This is a genomic window from Actinomadura sp. RB99 (assembly GCF_014706005.1).
Classification (GTDB): domain Bacteria; phylum Actinomycetota; class Actinomycetes; order Streptosporangiales; family Streptosporangiaceae; genus Spirillospora.
The window spans coordinates 42,458-63,102 of the sequence record NZ_JABMCA010000028.1 but is presented as its reverse complement, the minus strand read 5'-3'; the positions used below and the strand labels follow the sequence as shown (position 1 = coordinate 63,102).

General features: G+C 74.9%; 15 protein-coding genes. 8 read left to right on the top strand and 7 right to left on the bottom strand.

Going from position 1 to position 20,645, the window contains the following annotated elements; all coding sequences use genetic code 11:
* Window positions 1-94 precede the first annotated feature (94 nt).
* Together amrb99_RS24370 and amrb99_RS24365 are read left to right on the top strand one after the other, a co-directional pair.
* Window positions 95-1,306, top strand: a complete 1,212-nt coding sequence (locus amrb99_RS24370) for an MFS transporter (protein ID WP_190859989.1) — start codon at window positions 95-97, stop codon at window positions 1,304-1,306.
* A 9-nt stretch (window positions 1,307-1,315) separates the two neighbouring features.
* Window positions 1,316-2,626 carry a D-arabinono-1,4-lactone oxidase gene (locus tag amrb99_RS24365; RefSeq protein WP_190859987.1) on the top strand — a complete coding sequence of 437 codons (1,311 nt, stop codon included), beginning with the start codon at window positions 1,316-1,318 and terminating at the stop codon, window positions 2,624-2,626.
* Between the two features lie 3 nt (window positions 2,627-2,629).
* On the opposite strand, the gene amrb99_RS24360 is transcribed toward amrb99_RS24365, so the two are convergent.
* A complete protein-coding gene (locus tag amrb99_RS24360; RefSeq protein WP_190859986.1) occupies window positions 2,630-3,574 on the bottom strand; it encodes a hypothetical protein in 945 nt (314 codons plus the stop codon).
* A gap of 420 nt (window positions 3,575-3,994) precedes the next feature.
* On the opposite strand from amrb99_RS24360, the gene sepH reads away from it, so the two are divergent.
* Complete coding sequence (sepH, locus tag amrb99_RS24355) at window positions 3,995-5,854, top strand: septation protein SepH (RefSeq protein ID WP_190859984.1); 1,860 nt, start codon at window positions 3,995-3,997, stop codon at window positions 5,852-5,854.
* A gap of 27 nt (window positions 5,855-5,881) precedes the next feature.
* Here sepH and amrb99_RS24350 read toward each other — a convergent pair whose 3' ends face one another.
* Together amrb99_RS24350 and amrb99_RS24345 are read right to left on the bottom strand one after the other, a co-directional pair.
* A complete protein-coding gene (locus tag amrb99_RS24350; protein WP_190859982.1) occupies window positions 5,882-7,441 on the bottom strand; it encodes a PH domain-containing protein in 1,560 nt (519 codons plus the stop codon).
* The gene (locus tag amrb99_RS24345) at window positions 7,438-7,998 is read right to left on the bottom strand and encodes a PH domain-containing protein (RefSeq protein WP_190859975.1); all 561 of its coding nucleotides are present in this window, start codon (window positions 7,996-7,998) and stop codon (window positions 7,438-7,440) included. Before amrb99_RS24345 ends, amrb99_RS24350 begins: the two co-directional genes overlap by 4 nt.
* A gap of 199 nt (window positions 7,999-8,197) precedes the next feature.
* Between amrb99_RS24345 and amrb99_RS24340 the strand changes: the two genes are divergently transcribed.
* Both amrb99_RS24340 and amrb99_RS24335 read left to right on the top strand, forming a co-directional pair.
* A complete protein-coding gene (locus tag amrb99_RS24340; RefSeq protein ID WP_190859967.1) occupies window positions 8,198-9,190 on the top strand; it encodes an ATP-binding cassette domain-containing protein in 993 nt (330 codons plus the stop codon).
* Entirely contained in the window at window positions 9,187-9,996 is an 810-nt protein-coding gene (locus amrb99_RS24335) for an ABC transporter permease (protein WP_190859958.1), read from the top strand. Before amrb99_RS24340 ends, amrb99_RS24335 begins: the two co-directional genes overlap by 4 nt.
* 178 nt (window positions 9,997-10,174) lie before the next feature.
* Here amrb99_RS24335 and amrb99_RS24330 read toward each other — a convergent pair whose 3' ends face one another.
* Together amrb99_RS24330 and amrb99_RS24325 are read right to left on the bottom strand one after the other, a co-directional pair.
* Window positions 10,175-10,573 carry an MFS transporter gene (locus tag amrb99_RS24330; RefSeq protein WP_206700087.1) on the bottom strand — a complete coding sequence of 133 codons (399 nt, stop codon included), beginning with the start codon at window positions 10,571-10,573 and terminating at the stop codon, window positions 10,175-10,177.
* 72 nt (window positions 10,574-10,645) lie between these two features.
* On the bottom strand, window positions 10,646-12,037 hold the full coding sequence (locus amrb99_RS24325; RefSeq protein ID WP_206700086.1) for an RNA-guided endonuclease TnpB family protein: 1,392 nt from the start codon (window positions 12,035-12,037) through the stop codon (window positions 10,646-10,648).
* 56 nt (window positions 12,038-12,093) lie between these two features.
* Here amrb99_RS24325 and amrb99_RS24320 point away from each other — a divergent pair, with 56 nt between their 5' ends.
* On the top strand, window positions 12,094-12,606 hold the full coding sequence (locus amrb99_RS24320) for an Lrp/AsnC family transcriptional regulator (RefSeq protein ID WP_206700085.1): 513 nt from the start codon (window positions 12,094-12,096) through the stop codon (window positions 12,604-12,606).
* Between the two features lie 35 nt (window positions 12,607-12,641).
* Here the strand turns inward: amrb99_RS24320 and amrb99_RS24315 are convergent, their stop codons facing one another.
* Together amrb99_RS24315 and amrb99_RS24310 are read right to left on the bottom strand one after the other, a co-directional pair.
* Window positions 12,642-15,923: a BTAD domain-containing putative transcriptional regulator gene (locus amrb99_RS24315; protein WP_190859954.1), complete on the bottom strand. Its 3,282-nt coding sequence runs from the start codon at window positions 15,921-15,923 to the stop codon at window positions 12,642-12,644.
* 90 nt (window positions 15,924-16,013) lie between these two features.
* Window positions 16,014-17,387, bottom strand: a complete 1,374-nt coding sequence (locus amrb99_RS24310) for an NAD(P)/FAD-dependent oxidoreductase (protein ID WP_190859952.1) — start codon at window positions 17,385-17,387, stop codon at window positions 16,014-16,016.
* 380 nt (window positions 17,388-17,767) lie between these two features.
* Between amrb99_RS24310 and amrb99_RS24305 the strand changes: the two genes are divergently transcribed.
* Complete coding sequence (locus amrb99_RS24305) at window positions 17,768-18,352, top strand: YbhB/YbcL family Raf kinase inhibitor-like protein (RefSeq protein ID WP_190859950.1); 585 nt, start codon at window positions 17,768-17,770, stop codon at window positions 18,350-18,352.
* Window positions 18,353-18,607: 255 nt separating this feature from the next.
* Window positions 18,608-20,542: a hypothetical protein gene (locus tag amrb99_RS24300; protein WP_190859949.1), complete on the top strand. Its 1,935-nt coding sequence runs from the start codon at window positions 18,608-18,610 to the stop codon at window positions 20,540-20,542.
* Window positions 20,543-20,645 lie beyond the last annotated feature (103 nt).

The following is a 20,645-nucleotide window of genomic DNA, read 5'->3' as shown; positions in this document are numbered from 1 at the left end:
GGCACTTCTTTCCCCCAGGTAACGTGATCATGGGGCTGAAGTCGATCGATGGGGCCGGGGGCGCCCCTCCTCCCGGTGGGGAGGGGAGTCGCGGATGTCCGGTCCGTACCGGGAGCTGCTGTCGGTTCCCGGCGCCCGGCCGTTCGTCGCCGCCGGGTTCGTCGGCCGCATGTCGATGTCCATGGTGGGGATCGGCATCGTCCTTCTCGTGTCCGCGGTTACCGGATCGTACGGTATCGCCGGTTCTGTGACCGCGACCCTCTCGGTCGCCTACGCCGTCGGTGCCCCGCTCAGCGCCCGGTACGCGGACCGGTACGGGCAGCGCCGCGTCCTGGTCCCGCTGGTGGCGGCCAACACCGCGAGCTTCGCCGTGCTGATCGTGTTCGCGCTGGCCGGGCTGCCGGTGTGGACGCTGTTCCCCGCCGCCGCGGCGGCGGGGTTGACGCAGGTGTCGCTCGGCGCGTGGGTGCGGGCCCGGTGGTCGCACGTGCTGCGCGACTCCCCCACCCGGCTGCACACCGCGTTCTCGTTCGAGTCGGTGGTGGACGAGGGCATCTTCGTCACCGGGCCGCTGGTCGTCACGGCGCTGGCCACCGGCGTGCACCCGGCGGCGGGCCTCGGCGCGGCGGCCGCCTGCACGCTGGCGGGCTGCCTGGTGCTCGCCGCGCAGCGCGGCACCGAACCCCCGCCGCGCCCGCGCGCCCCCGGGATGCGCGGCGGGGTGTTCCGCAATCCCGGCGTCGTCGTGATCACGCCGGTGTTCCTGGCGCTCGGCATGGTGTTCGGCGCGATCGACGTCAGCGGCGTGGCGTTCGCCCAGGAGGAGGGGCACAAGGCGCTCGCCGGCGTGCTGCTCGGCTGCTACGCGCTCGGCAGCGGCACCGCGGCGCTCTGGTACGGGGCGCGGCACTGGCGGCGCCCGCTCGCCCGCCGCTTCCTCGCCGGGCTCGGCCTGCTGACGGCCGGGCTGGTGCCGCCCGTCCTGGTCGGGAACCTGTGGCCGATGATGGCCGTGGTGTTCTTCTCCGGGCTGGCGATCTCACCGACGATCATCCCCGGCTACGGGCTGGTCGAGCGGCTCGTCCCGCCGCACCAGCTGACCGAGGGGCTGGCGCTGGTCTCCACGTCGGTCGGGGTGGGGGTGGCGGCCGGGTCGTCGCTGTCCGGACGGGTCGTGGACGCGCATGGCGGGCACGCGGCGTTCCTCGTCCCGCTGGGGTCGGCGGTGGCGGCCGCGCTGATCGGCCTGGCGGGGTCCCGGACCCTCAGTAAACGTGAACTTTCCTCACGATCGATTGCCGAGTAGAGTCGCCGCATGTCACCCGTGACCCACCAGAAGTGGCAGAACTGGGCGGGAAACCAGCAGGCCACCCCGCACCGCGTCGCGACCCCCGGCACCACCGCCGAGGTGGCCGCGGCCGTCCGGTCCGCCGCGTCCGACGGCCTCACCGTCCGGATGACCGGCACCGGCCACTCCTTCACCGGCGCCGCCGTCGCCGAGGGCGTGCTGCTGCGCCCGCAGGCGCTCACCGCGGTCCGCTCCGTCGACACCGCGACCGGCCTGGTCACCGTCGAGGCCGGGATGCCGCTGCACGCGTTCAACCGCGTCCTCGCCGAGCACGGCCTGGCCCTGGCCAACATGGGCGACATCCAGGAGCAGACCGTCGCGGGCGCGCTCCAGACCGCCACGCACGGCACCGGGCGCGACGCCGCCGGCCTCGCCTCCCAGGTCGCCGCCCTCGAACTCGTCCTCGCCGACGGCTCCACCGTCACCTGCTCGCCCGACGAGCGGCCCGAGCTGTTCGACGCCGCCCGCGCCGGCCTCGGCGCCCTCGGCGTCGTCACCGCCATCACCTGGAAGACCGTCCCGGCCTTCCTCCTGCGCGCGCAGGAGGAGCCGATGAAGTGGGACGAGGTCCTCGCCCGCGTCGACGAGTTCGACGACGCCAACGAGCACTTCGAGTTCTACTGGTTCCCGCACACCGAGGGCTGCCTCACCAAGCGCAACAACCGCGTCGAGGGCCCGGCCGAACCGCTGCCGAGGTTCAAGTACTGGATGGACGACGAGTTCCTGTCCAACAAGGTCTTCGGCGCCGTCAACCGGCTGACGCACCTGGCCCCCGCCGCCACGCCCTTCGTCAACGGCATCTCCGCCAAGGCGCTCGGCGCCCGCACCTACAGCGACGCCTCGTACAAGGTGTTCACCAGCCCCCGCACGGTCCGCTTCAAGGAGCAGGAGTACGCGATCCCGCGCGAGGAGCTCGTCCCCGCGCTGCGCGAACTGCGCTCCTTGTTCGCCCGCAAGGACTGGCGCATCAGCTTCCCGATCGAGGTGCGGCTGCTCCCGCAGGAGGACGCCTGGCTGTCGATGGCCCACGGCCGCCGCAGCGCGTTCATCGCCGTCCACGTCTACTACAAGGACCGGCACCAGGAGTACTTCCGCGGCGTCGAGGACCTCCTCACCGCCCTCGACGGCCGCCCGCACTGGGGCAAGCTCCACACCCGCGACGCCACCTACCTGGAGAAGGTCTACCCCCGGTTCACCGACTTCCAGCGGCTGCGCGACGAGCTCGACCCCGACCGCCGCTTCGCCAACCCCTACACCCGCCAGGTCTTCGGGGACTAGGCGTCACGGGCCCTGCGTGATGCGGGGGTCGGCGCCGTTCTGGTCGTTCTGCTGGCCGTCGCCGCCCGCGCCGCCCTCGGAGGTCTTCGTCGGCGACGGGGTCTGCGGGCTCTGCGGCGTGCTGGGGGCCGAGGACGTGGGCGCCGTCGGCTCGGTCGGCCGCTGCGAGGTGGGCGGCGCCGTGGTGGGCGCCCCGGTCGTCGGGACGCCGCCCGACGGCCCCTCGCTCGGCGCGGAGCCGGACGGCGTCGCGTGCGTCGACGGGGCGGGCGACGTCGGGGACTCGTCCGTGCCGCCGCCACCGCCGCCGCCTCCGGTCAGCGCCTTGGAGAGCGTCGTGCCGCCGCTCTTGCCGTTGCCGATCGGCGCTCCGGTGGCCGCCTCGTAGATGGTGATGCCGCCGATGACGATCGCGAAGATCGCGGCGGACGACACCACGAGCTTCACCCAGTGCTGCTTGACCCAGCCGGCGGTGGCGTCGAGGGCCGACCGGCGGACCACCTCGCGGACGGCCTCCGGGCCCGCCGCCGCGGCGAGCGCGTCGGCGACGGTCTCCGCCGGGGTGCGGTCCAGGCGCGTCGCGTTCGGGTCCCCGCCGCCGAGGTCGCCGGGGAGGTGCAGGTCGAGACGGGTCGCGTTCGGGTCGCCCGCCGGCCACGCCACGGTGCGCGTCGGGTCGGCGCTGCGCGCCTCCGCCGCCGCCTGCTCCGCCGCGCCCTGCCGGTGCACCGCCGCCTGGAGGTGCGTCAGGTCCTTGATCTGGTTGCGGCCCTGGTCGAGGTAGTGCTTCACGACCGCGGAGCCCGCCGTCGACATCACGCTCATCAGCCCCGCGCCGATGATCGTCCCGTAGACCCCCAGGTAGGACGCTCCGACGGCGGCGGCCAGCGTGGCCACCCCACTGGCGATCAGCTGCGTCGTGCTGACATCCGGCAGCGTGCGCCGCATCGACCCTTTCACCCCTGTTCGTTCGCCCGAAACCCCCGAAAACCAAACTATTCGGAAGATCGGAGTGTTCCTGCCACAGACGTGACGCTCCTAACCTCGAACGGGTGGAGCGCACGGCCGCGCTCAGGCAGAGTGTGGAAAAGGATCCACAAGAATCCGGCAGGGCGCCCCCGGCCGCCCCGCGACACCGGCAAGCTAGGTCAGGTGCCCTCTTCGGCCTCGTGAAGGGGGCTTCGAGAGCGGCGATGTTCGGACATGCCGGGTACGGTGCTGGCAGCAGGTGTGTCCGGAAGAGAGACTCGGGAACCCGGGGGAAGGGCACGCATGCGCCCTCGGCGGGCAACGGGCGACCGGCCGGTGAGACCGCGGCCGGACGGTCCGGCGCCCTCCGTGCCGTCAGGAAGGGCAGGAAGGACACGCATGCAGGAGCTGCGCCTCGTCGCGGTCAGCGAGGACGGTACGTACCTCGTCCTGGCCACCGCGGGCCGAGGCACCCGGTTCACCCTGCCCGTCGACGACCGGCTCCGCGCAGCGGTCCGTGGGCACTTCTCCCGCCTCGGCCAGTTCGAGATCGAAGTGGAGAGTCCCTTGCGTCCCAAGGAGATCCAGGCCCGCATCCGGTCCGGCGAGACGGCGGAGGAGATCGCCGAGTCGGCGGGGATCCCGGTCGAACGCGTCCGCTGGTTCGAGGGCCCGGTCCTGCAGGAACGCGAGTACATGGCGCAGCAGGCGCAGCGCGTCGCGGTGCGCCGGCCCGGCGAGACCACGCTCGGCCCGCCGCTCGGCGAGACCGTCGAGGAGCGGCTCGGCCGCGGCGGCGTCGACCTCGAGGAGGTCGAGTGGGACTCCTGGAAGTGCGAGGACTCCACCTGGCGGGTCCGGCTGTCGTTCTTCGACAACGGCCGCCCGCACGCCGCCGAGTGGTCCTTCGACCCGCGCCGCCGGCACGTCTCCCCGCTCGACGAGATCGCCGCCCGCCTCACCGCCGTCGAGTGGGACGAGGAGACGCTGTCGGACACCGTCACCCCGCTCGTCCCGCGTCGTCCCGCGATGAAGGTCGTGCAGAACGACCGGCTCCCGGGCGACCGGGACGCCGGCGCGCGCGGCCTGCCCGCCGAGCCGGAGCAGCCCGCCGCGCCCGGCCCGCTGCGCCCCGCCGAGCCGCCGCAGTACATCGTCGAGCGCGGCCGCATGGTCGACCCGCGCCCCGCCTTCCGGGACGCGCCCGGCGAGGGCGCGCCGCTGCGCGAGGCGTCCCGCCCGCTCTCCGCCGACGGCCCCCGCGAGGCCCCGCGGCTGCGCGAGGCCCCCGAGCCCGCCCGTCCCGCCGAGGACGTCCGGGCACGCGACGACCGCTCCGCCCGCGAGGAGGAGCCGCGCGTCCCGCAGGCGCGCCGGGAGCCGCCGGCCGCCGAGGCGCCCGCCGACGACGCGGAGTCCCGCGCGGAGAGCGCCGCCGAGGCGGCCGGGCCTTCGGAGCGCGAGGAGTCGCGTCCCGAGACGGCGAGCGACGCCCCCGAGACCCTTGAGGAGGCGCGTCCCGCCGAGGCCGAGGCGTCCGCCGGGGACGACCGCACGGCTCAGGACGCGGAGCCCGCCGAGGAGACCGGGACGTCTCAGAGCGCGGCCGAGGACCCGCGGCCCGTGGCGACCGAGGAAGCCCGGGACGACGACGAGCGGCAGAGCGCCGACGCCGGCGGCCCCGCCGAGACCGCGAAGGCCGGCGAGGACGAGCGGCCGGACGGCGACGCCCCGCAGGACGAGGACGCGCAGGCGTCGCGCGAGGAGCCCACCGAGGACAAGGCCGCCGACGAGGAGCCCGCCCCGCAGCAGGCGGAGGCGGCGCAGGCGCACGACGAGGCCGAGGACGCCCCGGCACCGGCGGCGGCGCGGGAGAGCGAGGAGCCCGCCGAGAGCGACGGCGGCGAGGCCGCGCGGGACCGGCGCCCGGCACCGGAGCGCCCGGCGCCCGCGCCCGACGAGAAGGCCGCCCGGCCGGACCCGGCTCCGCCGCAGCCCGCCCAGCAGCCGGCACAGCAGCAGCCCGCACCGCAGCATCCGGCGCGCCGGGAGCCGTCCCGGCCGCCCGCGAAGAAGAAGCCGGCCCGGCCCACCATGCCCGCCGCCGCTCAGGACAAGCCGGTCACCGGTTCCCCGGCGGCCGCGGCGGCGGAGTCCGCGGCGCAGCGGCCCGCGCGGCCCCGCCGCAAGGCCAAGGGGAAGCGCGCGTCCGTGCCGTCCTGGGACGAGATCATGTTCGGCGCCCGCCGCCCCGAGTGACGCGGGCCGCGGCCGTCCGGGCCGCGGTCAGGCCGAGGCCGCGTCCTGGGGCCCGGCGTCCCGCTTCCGCACGTCCAGGGGCGCGGCGTCCCGCTTCGCGGCCGGTCCCGGTGCGGGGCGCTCGATGAACGGCGCGAGCCATTCGGGCGTGATGGCGGCGGCGAAGGCGACGGCGTCCGACTCGGACATGTCCGTCGCCGAGTAGCCGCCGTCACCGGCACCGGTCGCGACGAACAGGGTGGCGAGGCCGAGCCGGCGCTGGAACAGCGTCCGGCGGACGCGCCAGCCGATCACCGCGCCGTGGTCGACGACGACCTGCCGGCGGCGCAGGGAACCCGAGCGGACGGTGAGGCGGGTGCCGTCGGAGGCGTGCCCCAGCTGGCGGTAGCGGTCCAGGCCCAGCGGAACGGCGAGGACGGCGAGGGCCGCGCAGGCGTAGGCGACCCACGGCTGGCCGGCCAGCACCGCGATGGCGGCGACGCCCGCGAGGGGCGCGACCGCGCGCGCGACGCGCCGGCCGCGCGCCGCGCGAGGGTGCGCGATCAGCGGGCCCGGGACGGGTCCCAGGACGCGGGCCGCGAGGTCCTCGGCGGCCGGGCGCGGCGCCGTGGGCAGCAGCCGCCCCCGGTGCGCGGCGTCCCCGAGCCCGGTGATGAGGGCGCCGAGCCGGACGACCCCGGCGCGCCGTTCGAGCGGGTTGTCGGTCAGCTCGACGCCCCGCAGCCGCCGCCGTTCGAGGGACACCGCCCGCCGGGTGAGCACGCCGCGCTCCACCTGGATCGAGCCGTCCCGCTCGTGCACGGTGAAGTCCCAGTTGAACAGCGCGAAGACGATCACCGACATGACCGGCATGGCGAGGAGCATCAGCACGAGGAGCGCGACGGCGAGGGCGGGCGCCACCCCGGCGACGTCGTGCCCGACGGTCTCGACGCGCTGCCGGGTGATGAGCCCGAGATCGTCCCCGAGGTTGTAGAGGGTGCCGAGCACGCTGCCCGCCAGCGCGAACGGGGTGAGCAGGTAGGCGCCGCTGAGCGGGGCGTACAGGTACCAGCGCGGCGTCACCCGGGCGAGGAGGCGGCGCGGCGGGCGCCGGTCGGCGGTCGGGCGGGCCAGCAGCACCCGCCGCAGCCGGTCCGCCTCCTGGCGGGACACGGCGTTGAGGGTGCCCTCGCCGCCCTCCGCGCCCGCGTCGATGTGCACGACGGCGAGGCCGAGCAGCCGCTGCGGGAGCGACGAGGTGACGTCGACGCCGCGGATCCGGTCGCGGGGGATGCTCTTGACCGACCGTCCGAGGAGGACGCGCCGCAGCTCGATGCGGTCGGCGTACAGGACGTAGGTGAAGGTCACCCAGCCGGCGACGTGGAACGCCAGCCCGAACCCGAGCCCGGCGAGGGTGAAGTAGAACGCGGTGGACATGCCGCCGACGAGCAGTCCGGTGGCGCCCGCGGCGAGCAGCGCGATCAGCTCGCGGACGGCCCCCACCACGAACGTCAGCGGGTGCAGCCGGCGGCGGCGCGGCGCGGCCGCGACGGCGGCGGGCGGGGGACCCGCCGCGGCGGGCTCTCCGGCCTCGGGTCGGACGCTCACGTCGCGTCGTCGCGGAGGTCGTGCGCGCGGTGCGCGAGCTGCTCGGCGAGGCGGGTCGCGACGTCCGCGGGCAGGCCCGCCACCTCCGACGAGCCGGTGTGCGAGGCGGTGTTGACCTTGATGGTGGCGAGGCCGAGCAGCCGCTCGATCCAGCCCTGCTCGGTGTCGACGGTCTGGATCCGGCTGACCGGCACCAGCAGCCACTCGCGGCTGAACCAGCCGGTACGGGTGTAGACGACGTCGGCGCTGACCTCCCAGCGGTGCACCCGGTACCGCCACACGGGCGCCGCGGTGACCATGAGGAACCCGGCCGTCCCGACGATGTAGGGCAGCCACCCGACGCGCCCGGACAGCCAGCCGGGCATCCCGCTCCACCCGGCGTCGCCGAGCCAGGCCGCGACGCCGAGCGCCAGCCCGAACGCGAGCCCCCAGAGCAGGAGGTATTCGATCGCCCAGTGCGCGATGGCGCGCGGCGACACCCGGTGTGCGGGCGGCCGCAGCCGCGGCGGGTGCGGGCCCCCGCCGTCCTTGTGGTGACTGCGCCGCACCGACGTCACACCGCGAGTCTAGAACGTCCCGGGAAAACGGCGCGCTACCAGCGTTTTGTCAGTGGCGGCTGCGAGGGTGGCGAACGTGCCCGAGACGCCGCCGCGGGCGGCGGAAAATGTGGATGCGCAGGGACCCGGGGCACGCATAGGTTGACGGGTCCTCACCCGTCGGGCGGGATGTCCGGCAGACCGAGTCCCAGGAGACCACATGTCCTACGCGATCCAGGCCGAGGGCCTGGTGAAGCGGTTCGGTGAGACCAGGGCGCTGGCCGGCGTCTCGCTCACCGCGGAGCCCGGCACCGTACTGGGCGTCCTCGGCCCGAACGGCGCCGGGAAGACGACCGCGACGCGGATCCTCGCCACGCTGATCGAGCCGACCGAGGGCAGCGCCCGCGTCGGCGGGTACGACGTGGTGAAGGACGCGCACAAGGTGCGGCAGCTGATCGGCCTGACCGGGCAGTACGCCGGCGTCGACGAGATGCTCACCGGCACCGAGAACCTCATCCTCATCGGACGGCTGCTCGGCATCTCCCGGCGGGCGTCCCGGGCGCGCGCGGCGGAGCTGCTGGAGCGCTTCCAGCTCACCGAGGCGGCCGAACGCGCCGCCAAGACCTACTCCGGCGGGATGCGCCGCCGCCTCGACCTCGCGGCGAGCCTCGTCGGGCGGCCGCAGTTCCTGTTCCTGGACGAGCCCACCACGGGCCTCGACCCGCGCAGCCGCGGCGGCCTCTGGGACATCGTCCGCGGCCTGACCGACGACGGCGTCACCGTGCTGCTGACCACGCAGTACCTGGAGGAGGCCGACCAGCTCGCCGACGACATCGTGGTGATCGACCGCGGCCAGGTCATCGCACAGGGCACGTCCGACCGGCTGAAGGAGCAGGTCGGCGGGCAGGTACTGGAGCTGCGCCCGATCCGGGAGGCCGACGGCGAGGCCGCCGCGCGGATCGTCGCCGACCTCACCGGCGCCGAGCCGGAGACCCGGGGCGGGCTGGTGTCCGCGCCGATCACCGACCCGGCGCTGATGCCCGCCGTCGTCCGGCGGCTCGACGACGCCGGCGTCGCGGTCGGCGAGCTGTCGCTGCGCAAGTCCAGCCTGGACGAGGTGTTCTTCGCCCTCACCGGCCACCACACCGACGACATCGACGCGGAGGCCGGCGCGCTCGAGCAGGCCGCCGACCGGGAAGGGGCCACGGCATGACCGCCACGGCGTTCGCACCGCAGGACCTGGCCAAGCGCGTGTCGCCGGGCATCGCCGCCCGCAACACGCTGACGCTGGCCTGGCGCAACCTCGTCCAGATCAAGCACAACCCGATGGAACTGCTGGACCTGTCCATCCAGCCCATCATGTTCGTGCTGCTGTTCGCGTACGTGTTCGGCCCGGCGATGGCCGGCAGCGTGCAGGCCTACCTGCCGATCGTCATCCCGGGGATCATCGCGCAGAACGCGCTGTTCGCCGGGATGAGCACCGGGTTCGGGCTGAACACCGACATCACCAAGGGCGTGTTCGACCGGTTCCGCAGCCTGCCGATCTCCCGGTCCGCGCCGCTCGCCGGGCGGATCATCGCCGACACCGTCAAGCAGGCGTGGTCGATGCTGATCCTGCTGGGCGTCGGGTTCGCCATCGGGTTCCGGGTGCACACCGGCGTCCTCTCGGTGCTGCTCGCGTTCCTGCTGCTGCTCACGTTCGCGCTGCTGTTCTCGTGGACGTCGGTGTACATCGCCATGAAGGTCAACGAACCGGAGAAGGTGCAGATCTTCGGCTTCGTGGTGATCTTCCCGCTGAGCTTCCTGAGCACCGCGTTCATCCCGACGACCAAGGGCATCCCCGGCTGGCTGGCGTTCTGCATGGACAACAGCCCGGTGACCCAGCTGGTCACGTCCATGCGGGGCCTGCTGGTCGGCGGCCCCGTCCTGGAGCACGCGTGGATCGCGCTGGCCTGGGGCGTCGGCATCTCCCTGGTCTTCGCCCCGCTGTCGCTGCGGGCTTTCAAGAAGCGGGCTTGATTTTCCCAGGGGGGCGACCCCCTGGAACCCCCGTCACGGTTGAGGGGCTGTTTCCCGCTCCGCTAGCGCTCCGCGCGAAACAGCCCCTCAACCGGCGGGCAGGCCCGCTGCGCTCGCTGCACTCGCTCCGCGTGCCTGCCCGTGGCGGGGGCCGGGGTCTGGCCTTCCGTAAGGGTGTTCAGCCGGCCAGATCGGCTTTATCCCCGGGGGTCTTGGAGGGGGTCGGTCCGGGGCGTTTGAGGGCGGTTGCGGCCAGGGCGGCGGCGGTGAGGCTGGTGAGCGCGGCGGCCAGGTAGACGTGGTCGAGGCCCGCGGCGGTGTCGGGCCGGGCGTTCTGGAACAGGACGCCCAGGGCGGCGACGCCGAGGGTCTGGCCCAGTTGCCGGAACGTGGTCATCGCCCCGGCGGCCGTCCCTCGCCGGTCCGGCGGCGCGGCCGTCAGGACCGCGGCGCCCATCGCGGGGATCATCAGGCCGACGCCCGCGCCGGTCACGATCAGCCCGAGCGTGATCGAGGACGCGCCGGAGCCGGCGTCCAGGTGCGCCTGCAGCGCGCAGCCGAGGCCGCTGAGCAGCACAACCGCGCGATCGTGGTGTCCACGTTGACGTCCTCCCCGCCTGAAGGTTTGGGGGATTCCAACCCGGTCCCGCTATACAGAGAGGAGAGTGGGTTGAGGTTCGCGGTTCACGGGCCGGGCCGATGCCCCGCCTCCCCGCGCAGCCACCGTGCGCCCAACGGCGGTGTCTCTGATGTTGCATGCGGCGTTGACATCGGCATTGGCGCACCACCCGCAGGCGACGCACCGAAACACCGCTTGGCTCTTGCGGTTGTCCGGTGCGCGGTGCCCGCAGGCATTGCAGGTCTGCGACGTGTACGCCGGGTCGACCCGGACCAGGCGTCCCGGGGCCTTGTGCTCCAGCCGGCTGACGAGTAGGCCCCACCCGTTGGCGAGGATGCCCCGGTTGAGCCCAGCCTTGGCACGGACGCCGACGCCGGGGGCGTCGACGGTGCCGCGCGCCGACCGAGTCAACCCGGCGATGTTCAGGTTCTCGACGGCGATGATGTCGAAGCGGGACGCCAGGTCGGTACTGGTCTTCTCGCCCCAGTCCTTGCGGCGGTCGCTCTCACGGGCTTTGAGGCGGGCAATGGCGGCTCTGAGGCGGGCGCGGCGGTTCGAGCCCTCACGGGCGCGGGCAAAGCGGCGCAGCAGCCGGTCCAACCGCTTGGCCTCGGCGGTGGTCAGGCCGGGAACGGTAAGGGTCTCGCCAGTGGACAGCGCGGCGCTGATCGCCACGCCCCGGTCGACGCCGACCGCCTCACGGTTGCCGGGCGCGGGCACCGGCTCGGGCACGTGCGCGAACGCAACGTGCCACCGGCCGGCGCGGTCACGGGTCACCCGGAACGACTTCACCCCGGCGGGAACGGGACGGGACAGTCGGAACCTCACCCACCCGACCTTCGGGACCCGCACCTCACCGATGCGGCGCGACAGCCGCCGCACGCCCCATGCACGGCCGCGAGCCCCGACGATCCGGAACCCCTCATGCAGCCCCGCCTTGCGCCATGTGGGGCGCCGGTGTGTGCCGCCGAAGAAGTTCGCCATCGCTTGGGCGAAGTCCTTGAGCGCTTGCTGCTGCACCGTCTGCGACCCGGCCGCCAGCCACGGGTTGGCGGCGCGAGCCTCAGTCAACTGGCGGGCTTGAGCGACATAGCCTGGCGCGGGGCCTCGGCGAAACGTCCACCACGCATGCTGCTCCACGGCCAGGTTCCACACGAACCGGGCGTGCCTGCAGTGCTCCAGCAGCCCCGCCTCCTGGGCAGGGGTCGGGCACAGCCGGTACCGGGACATGCGCCGCAACATACCGACCGCCACTGACAAACCCAGAAGCGCACCGTGCCGGGCGCTCGCGGCGCGCGACGACACCTCGTTCGTCCACCTGCTGTCGGGCGGCACGGAGATCTCGTGCAACACGCAGACGCGGTCGGCGGACGAGCGCGACGCCCTGCTGCTGGAGAAGCTGCCCCGCACCCGCCGCGTCATCGGCGTCTCCGCGCACCTGCTGCTGCGGAGCTACGCGCACCTGGCTCGGGCCGGCGGTGCTGTCGGAGGACCAGGCCGCCCGGCTCCGGCCGCCCGCGCCCGACGACGCGGCGCAGCCCGTCGAGGTGGGCGACGCCGACCGGGCGCTGCTCGCCGCCCTCGCCGTCGACGGCCGGGCGGGCCACGCCGAGCTGGCCAGGGCGACGGGCTGGTCGGAGTCCACGGTGAGGCGCCGCGCCGAGGCCCTGCGCGGCGCGGGCGTTCTGCAGTACCAGGTCGACATCGAACCGGCCCGGCTCAGCTTCCACGCAGAGGCGCGGCTGTGGACGTCGGTGCGGCCGTCGGCGCTGCAGGACGTCGCGTCCGCGATGGCCGCTCATCCGGAGGTGTCGTTCGTCGCGCTCACCACCGGCCCGACGAACCTGGTCGCGGTCGTGAACTGCCGCGACACCGAGGACCTCGCGCGCTACCTCACCGAGCGGGTCGCCCCGCTCGACGGCATCGCCACGATGGAGACCGCGCCGGTGATCCGCACCGTGAAGCGCGCCGGCCCGCCGCTGCGCCTCTGATCAGCCGGCGGCGCCGCCGGCACCGGGCGGCCGCGTCATGGTCGGCCGGGCGGTGCGTCCAGGCCGAACTCGGAGAGGACGTCCTCCAGCGCGCGGGCGAGACCGCGCTCGTAGGCCGCCGCGAAGGCGTCCGCTCCGAGGTCCGCGCGGACGGCGGCCTCGATGGCCAGCACGTCCGGCTGCGACAGGTCGCGCGTGCCGCGCAGGGCGTCGCCGGTGCCGAGCAGCACGGCGGCCCGCTCGGGATCGCCCAGCAGGCGGCACCGCTCGGCCAGGCCCGCCAGCACGTACGCCAGGATCGGGTGGTCCTGGGCGTGCGCGGCGCCGCGCAGCGCCTCGTGCAGGCGGGCGGACGCGTCGTCCATCGCCCCCATCGCCATGTCGAGCTGCCCGCGCGAGCACAGCACCATCGCCCGGAACTGCTGCGGGCCGGGGAGGCCCTCGGTGAGCTCCTCGGCGAGGGCCAGCCTGCGCCGGGCCTCCGCCTCCTCGCCGGAGCGGCGGGCGAACTCGCCGAGCTGGTAGTGGAGCGCCGCGACCTCCTCGGGACGGCGGAGCGGGACGCCGTCCAGCAGCGCCGCCTCCAGCGCGGCATGCAGCAGTTCCTCCGCCCGGCCGCGCTCGCCGATCAGGTCCAGCTCGTTGGCCAGCTTCATGTGCACGTGGACGAGCGCGACGGTGCCGCCGCCCAGCTCGGCGTTCAGCCGCAGCGCCTCCTCGTGCAGCGCGACGGCCGTGCGGTGGTCGCCGCGCCGGCCGACGACCTCCGCCCGGGCGCTGAGCGCGAACGACAGCCCCCAGCGGTCGCCGGCCTCGCGGAACGCGGCGAGCGAGCGGCCGAAGTCGTCGTCCAGCCGCTCGATCCAGCCGAAGTTGAGGGCGATCTGCCCGCGGATGTAGTGGGCCAGCCCCCGCACCCACGGGTCGGGATCGAGCAGGAGCGGCTCGACGGCGCCCGGCTCCGGGTGGTTCCAGCCCGACTCGTACAGCTCCAGGGTCGTCAGCATGAGCCGCAGCCCGGGGTGCAGGGCGGCGGGATCCGCGCCGGCGCACAGGTCGCGGGCCCGGGCGAGCCAGTCGATCACGAGCACGTGGTCGCCGACGACCTGGTTGTCCAGCGAGGTCATCGCGCCCATGGCGAGAGCGCGGGCGGTGACGGTGTCGGCGGGCACGTCCGGCAGCTCCAGGATCCGCACCAGGTGGTCGGCGCCGTCGCGCAGCCGGCCGTTGAGGAACCAGTACCAGCCGAGGGCGGCGCAGAACCGGACGGCGGTGGCCGCGTCCCCGGTGGAGATCGTCCAGCGCAGCGCGGCCGAGATGTTGTCGTGCTCGGCGGTGAGGCGGCGCAGCCATTCGAGCTGCTCGGCCCCGTACAGGTGCGGCTCCGCCTCCTCGGCCAGCCGGACGAGGTGGTCGGCGTGCGCGCGCCGGACGGCCTGCTCCTCGCCCGCCTCGGCCAGCCGCTCCATCCCGTAGGCGCGGATCGTCTCCAGCATCCGGTAGCGGGGCTCGCCGTCCGCGCCCGCGACGGTGACCAGGGACTTGTCGACCAGCGCGGCCAGGGTGTCCAGGACGGCGGCGCGGTCGAGGCCCGGCCCGGCGCACACCTGCTCGGCGGCCTCCAGCGTGGCGCCGCCGGGGAAGGCGGCCAGCCGGCGGCACAGCGCGCGTTCGGGCTCGTCCAGCAGGTCCCAGCTCCACTCGACGACGGCCCGCAGCGTCCGGTGCCGGGGCAGGGCGGTGCGGCTGCCCGCGCTGAGCAGCCGGAACCGGTCGTCGAGCCGCGTCGCGACCTGCGCGGGCGTCAGCGCCCGCATGCGGGCGGCGGCGAGTTCGATCGCCAGCGGGACGCCGTCGAGGGCCCGGCAGATCCGCACGACGGGGGCGACGTTGGCGCCGGTGACGGCGAAGCCGGGCGCGACGGCGGCGGCGCGGTCGGCGAACAGCCGGACGGCGGGCCGGGCGAGCGCGTCCGCCGGGGAGGCGGACGGCGGCGGCGCCTCCAGCGGCCCGACGGGCCAGAGCGTCTCGCCGGTGATGCCGAGCGGTTCCCGGCTGGTCGCCATGATCCGGACGCCGGGGCAGCCGGCCAGGACCCGGTCGGCGAGCCGGGCGGCGGCGTCGAGGAGGTGCTCGCAGTTGTCGAGGACCAGCAGCATGCGCCGGCCCGCCAGGGCGGTGACGACACGGTCCAGGGGGTCGGGCGGCGCGGCGCGCCGGGCGGGCATCGGCTGCGGCGCCTCGCGCAGCCCGAGCGCGGCGAGGACGGCGGCGGGCACCTCCCCCGGGTCGATGACCGGTGCCAGCTCGACGAGCCAGGCGCCGTCCGGCGCGGGCGGCACGGCGCCGTCCGGCGCGGGCGGCACCGGGCAGCCGGGGGCGCCGTATCTGCGGGCGGCCTCGACCGACAGCCGGGTCTTGCCCGCGCCGCCGGGGCCGGTGAGGGTGACGAGGCGGGCGCGGGCCAGCAGCGCGCCGACCCGTTCGAGGTCGGCGTCGCGTCCGATGAAGCTGGTCAGCGGTGCGCTCAGGTTGCCCTTCGGGGGACGCGGCGCGGGCGGCGGGGCGTGGGCGGCGGCCGGGCGGGCGGCCAGCGCCGGGTCGCGGCGCAGCACCGCCAAGTGGACGGCGGCCAGCTCGGGCGACGGGTCGACGCCGAGCCCGTCGGCGAGGGCGCGCTTGGCGTCCTCGTACCGGGTGAGCGCCTCGGCCTGGTGGCCCGCGCCGTAGAGGGCGCGCATCAGCAGGGCCGTGACGGGTTCGCGGAGCGGGTCGTCGGCGGCGAGGGCGCGCAGTTCGGGGATCACCTCGGCGTGCCGGCCGAGCGCGAGGTCGGCGTCGATGCGCTCCTCCTGCGCGGCGCGGCGCAGCGCGTCCAGCCGCGCGGCGGGCGCGCCGGCGAACCGCAGCCCGGCCGCGTCGGCGAGGGCGGGCCCGCGCCACAGCGCGAGCGCCTCGCGCAGCCCCGCCGACCGGGCGGCGGGATCGGAGGCGCGCCGCGCGGCGGCGACCCGCGCCTCGAAGTGGTGGGCGTCGACGCACGCGCGCGGCACGGCGAGCCGGTAGCCGCCCGGACGCGACTCGACCGCCTCCCGGCCGATGGCGGCGCGCAGCCGCGAGACCAGGGACTGCAGCGCGTTCGGCGCGCCGCGCGGCACGCCGTCCTCCCAGAGCGCGTCGATGATCCGCTCGGCGAGCAGGAGCGCACCGGGGTCCAGGGCGAGCAGGGTCAGCAGCGCCCGCAGCCGCGCGCCCCCGACCTCGACGGGGCCGCCGTCGGCACGCACCTCCAGGGGCCCCAGGATCCCGATCCGCACACCGGCGATTCTCCCCCACCGCCGGACACGCCGGCGCCCCGGCGGTCACGGGGACCGCCGGGGCGCCGGGTGCCGGGCGTCAGGCGCGGGTCAGGCCGCGGGCTCGCTCGACTTGGCCTTCGGCTTGACGTCGTCCAGGGCCGCGAGCTCGAAGTCGGCGCGCGGCTGCTCGACGCTGGCGAGCGAGACGGTCTCGCGCTTGAGGAACAGCGCGAGCGTCCAGTCGGCGATGACCCGGATCTTGCGGTTGAAGGTCGGGACCATCGCGCCGTGGTAGCTGCGGTGGAAGAACCAGGCGGGCCAGCCCTTGAGCTTGAAGCCCATCGGGTTCGCCACGCCCTTGTGCAGGCCGAGCCCGGCGACGGCGCCGAGGTTGCCGTGCACGTACGGCTTGAGGGCCTTGCCGCGCAGCGACCGGACGATGTTGTCGGCCAGCACCTTCGACTGCCGGACGGCGTGCTGGGCGTTCGGCGGGCAGAACATCCCGTCCTGGGTGAGGTCGGGGATGGCGGCGTTGTCGCCGGCGGTGAACGCGCGCACCAGGCCCTCGATGGTGAGGTACTCGGTGCCCTTGACGCGGCCCCGCTCGTCCAGCGGCAGGTCGCCGTGCTTGACCACCGGGGACGGCTTGACGCCCGCGTTCCACACCAGCGTGCCGGCCTGGAAGCTGCTGCCGTCCGACAGCTCGATCTGGCCGTCCACGGCGGACTGCAGGAAGGTCTTCATCTTCACGTCGATGCCGCGGCCGCGCAGCTGCTCGGCGGTCCACTTGCCCATGTCGGGGCCGACCTCGGGCAGGATGCGGTCGGCGGCCTCGACGAGCATGAACCGCAGGTCCTGCGGGGTGACCTTGCGCATGTACTTGGTGGCGTCGCGGGTCATGTCCTCCAGCTCGGCGATCGCCTCGACGCCGGCGAACCCGCCGCCGACGAACACGAAGGTCAGCGCCTTGCGGCGGAGGTCGACGTCGTCGGTGGACTCGGCGATCTCCAGCTGCTCCAGCACGTGGTTGCGCAGGTGGATCGCCTCGCCGACGGTCTTGAGGCTGATGCCGTTCTCGGCCAGGCCCGGGATGGGCAGCAGCCGCGGCACCGCGCCGGCCGCCATGACCAGGTAGTCGTAGGAGATACGCTCCGGCGGTCCGGCCAGCGGCTGGACGATCGCCCACCCCTCGTCGTGGTTGAGCTCGGTGACCCGCGCCTTGCGGACGGTGCAGCGGGGCAGCACCCGGCGGAGCGGGACGACGACGTGCCGCGGCGAGATGTTCCCGGCGGCGGCCTCGGGGAGGAACGGCTGGTACGTCATGTACGAGTTCGGGTCAACCACGGTGACCTTGACCTCGCCCCGCTTGAGCTCCTTGCGGAGCTTCTTCTGCAGGCGCAGGGCGGTGTACATGCCCACATAGCCGCCACCCACGATGAGGATGTGGGGAGCGCCAGGGGTCTCCTCGGCGGTCCTGGCCATTGCGGCCTCCTATGTCACGGTCGGCTTGTGAAGACATTCACAAACTAGCTGATGGAACGTGCCCGACACCAACCGAGAACCAGGAAAGAACACGAAAACTTCCTGAACCGGCAAAGTAGAGCGTTACCAAGCGTGTGAAACTCGCCACTCCTTCCCAAATTTTCGCCCGGAACGGGGCAAAGCAGGCATGACGCAACTCACACCGGCGTTCACGAGGGCCGCCGCGGCCGCGGGGGGCGGAAAGGCCCGTTCCACACCCGTGGAAGCCCTAAGGTTGGGCCGGACGGGAAAGGGGGCGCCACCGGCGCGGAGCGCGCCAGGCCGGGAGGACGGCGATCCGGCGGCGCGCAGCGTACGATCTCGGCCGGGAGCGTAACGACATGAAGAGCAGAGAACGGCGTCCGATCCTGGCCGCGGCGGGCGCCCTCGCGCTCACCACGGCGCTGGGCGGCTGCGGGCTGATCGGCCAGCCCCAGAACAAGAGCGCCGAGCTGTCGGAGTGGTTCACGGTGACCAGCCCGGTCTTCCGCGATGGGCGCGACTTGCCCACGCGGTACGGCTGCGCGAAGTACCCTGGCGGCGAGGGAAAGACCCCGCCGCTGCACTGGTCGGCGCCGGCCGGCACCAGGTCGTTCGCGATCGTGATGGACGACCCGGACGGCTCGGAGGGCGCCTACGTGCACTGGGTGATCGCGGGGATCGACGGCACGACCAACGAGCTCGTCGAGGGCGCCGAGATCCAGGGCGCCGTCGAGGGGCTCACCACAGGCAAGAAGGCGGGATACGCGCCCCCGTGCCCGCCCAAGGGAGAGCGGCATCGGTACCGGTTCACCATCTACGCTCTGGACAGTCCGGCACCGTTCCGCCAAGGCGCCAAGCTCCGGGACTCGCTCGGCGCCATCGCCGAGCACACGGTGGGCCGCGGCCGGATCACCGGGAACTTCGGCGGCAAGCAGGCGCGTTGACCGTGGAGCCTCCGGGCCCCGGGGTCGGCGCGGACCCCTTCGGGGGGCTGGAGCCAACAGGGGTGTGCGGGTGGCCCGGACGGGCCGGCCGATACGCGTCGGGTGAGGGTAAATGTGCGCGAAGGGTGTGACAACGGTCATAGCGGTCGGACAGAATCGGACTAGCTCCGAGGACGACCGACCGCCGGCGACGAACGGGCCCGACCCGCGGACCGCGCCGACGACTCTCGCCGGGCCAAGGCATTGGGTGGTGGCATGACTTCTTACATCGTGGTCTTCGGCCTCATTGTGGTCGTGGTCCTGGTGGTCGTCCTCGTGGCGCTCGGGCTGCGGGCCAGCAGGGCGGGCCGCGACGACGACGACTGGATGGACGACGAGCCGCAGCAGCAGCCCCGCGGCCGCCGCGCCGCGCCGCCGCCGCCCGACGACATGGGCGCGCAGGACGACGGCTACGGCCCCGGGTACGACCAGGGCTACGGCAACGCCGCCCCCGACCCCGGCTTCGACCGGCGCGTCGCCGGCGGCCCGCTCGCCGCCCCGCCCGCCGCCGCCGCTCCCCCGTCCCCGCCGCCGCCCGCTCCCGGCGGCCAGTCGTCCGACGAGATGGAGGACGACGACTACTGGGCCACCATCACCTTCGACAAGCCGAAGTTCCCCTGGCAGCACGGCCAGGAGGCGGGCGAGCCGGACCCGTCGGCCGACCCGCTGAACGCCCAGCAGGCGCAGGCGCAGGCGCAGGCGACCCAGCACATCGCGCCGCCCGAGCCGCAGCCCGCCGTCGAGCAGCCCGGCCTCACCCAGCCGGTCTCCCTGGGCGCGGACGGGACGATCCTCAACGGGCTCGGCGGCCCGTCCGGCACCGGACCGCAGCAGGCCCCCGGCGGCTTCCAGAACGCGCCGTACGCCGCCGACCCCGGCTCCACCTCGCACGACCCGATCCCGACCGACCTCGGCGCGCTCGGCGGCCCGTCCGGCCCCGGCTCGCAGGCGCCCTACGGCGCGCCCGACCAGCAGGTGTACGGCGGGCAGGAGCCGCAGCCGGCGTACGGGGCGGCCGACCAGTACGACCCGTCCTACGGCGGCGGCGACCAGTTCGGCGGGCACGCCGACCAGCCGCACTACGGCACGCAGGACCAGTCCGGCTACGGCGACCAGCCCTCCTACGGCGACCAGCCGCAGTACGGCGTCCCCGAGCAGCCGCAGTACGGGTCCTCGCACGAGCCGTCCTACGGCGACTTCGGCGGCGACCCGCTCGGCTCCCGTCCGGCGACCGGCCCGTCCGGCGGCCGCTCCGACGCCTTCGACCTGCCCTTGGGCTCGTCGGCGCCGTCGCAGCCGCCCGCGCCGCACCAGGCGCCGCCGCCGTCCGACCCGCTGGGCCTACCGCTCGGCCGGCCCGAGGAGCCCGCGCGCGGGTTCGGCGAGACGACCGGCGGGCTGCCCGGCCCGGCCGAGCCGATCCCGCCCGCTCCCCCGGCCCCGGCCGCTCCGGCGGCGCACGGCGGACTCGGCGGGGCGCCGTCCGGCGGATCGGGCTCCGACACCGACAACCACAAGCTGCCCACCGTGGACGAGCTGCTCCAGCGCATCCAGACCGACCGGCAGCGCTCCTCGGGCGGCCCGTCCGGGGACTCCGGCGGCTCGTACGGCTCGCTGAACGACCCGCTGAGCGACCCGCTCGGCACCGGCTCGTTCGGCACCGGCTCGGGCACCGGCACCGGCACCGGCTCGGGCACGGGTGCGGGCGGCGGCTCGGGCACGGGGCCCTGGCCCCCGCCCTCGTCCGGCGGCGCGTCCGGCTCCGGCGGGTACGACAGCGGGTTCGGCCCGTCGAGCACCGGCCCCGGGGCGGGCTACGGCCAGGGCTCGCACACCGACGGGTACCCGACCGCCCCGGCCTACGGCGAGTCGCCCCGCTACGACGACCCGCTGGGCGGCGGGTCCCGGGAGCCGTACGGCTCCGGCGGGCAGGGCGGCGGCACGGGCGCCTACGGCGACTTCAGCGGCAGCAGCTACAACAGCGGCGACCCGCTGGCCGCGCCGCACGACCCGGGCGCCACCCAGGCGTACGGCTCGGGCTACCCCGGTCCGTCGCAGCAGGGCGGCTACCAGCAGGGCGGGCAGCCGAACGACGCCGACCCGTACGGGTCGCGGCAGCAGCCCGACGACTGGGAGAACTACCGCCGCTGACGCGCCGTCGCGCGAGCACCGCAGCGAGGACCGCCGGATCTCCGGCGGTCCTCGCTCTTTTCTCCGGGGACGCCGCGTCCTTCTCCGGGAACGCCGCGTCCGG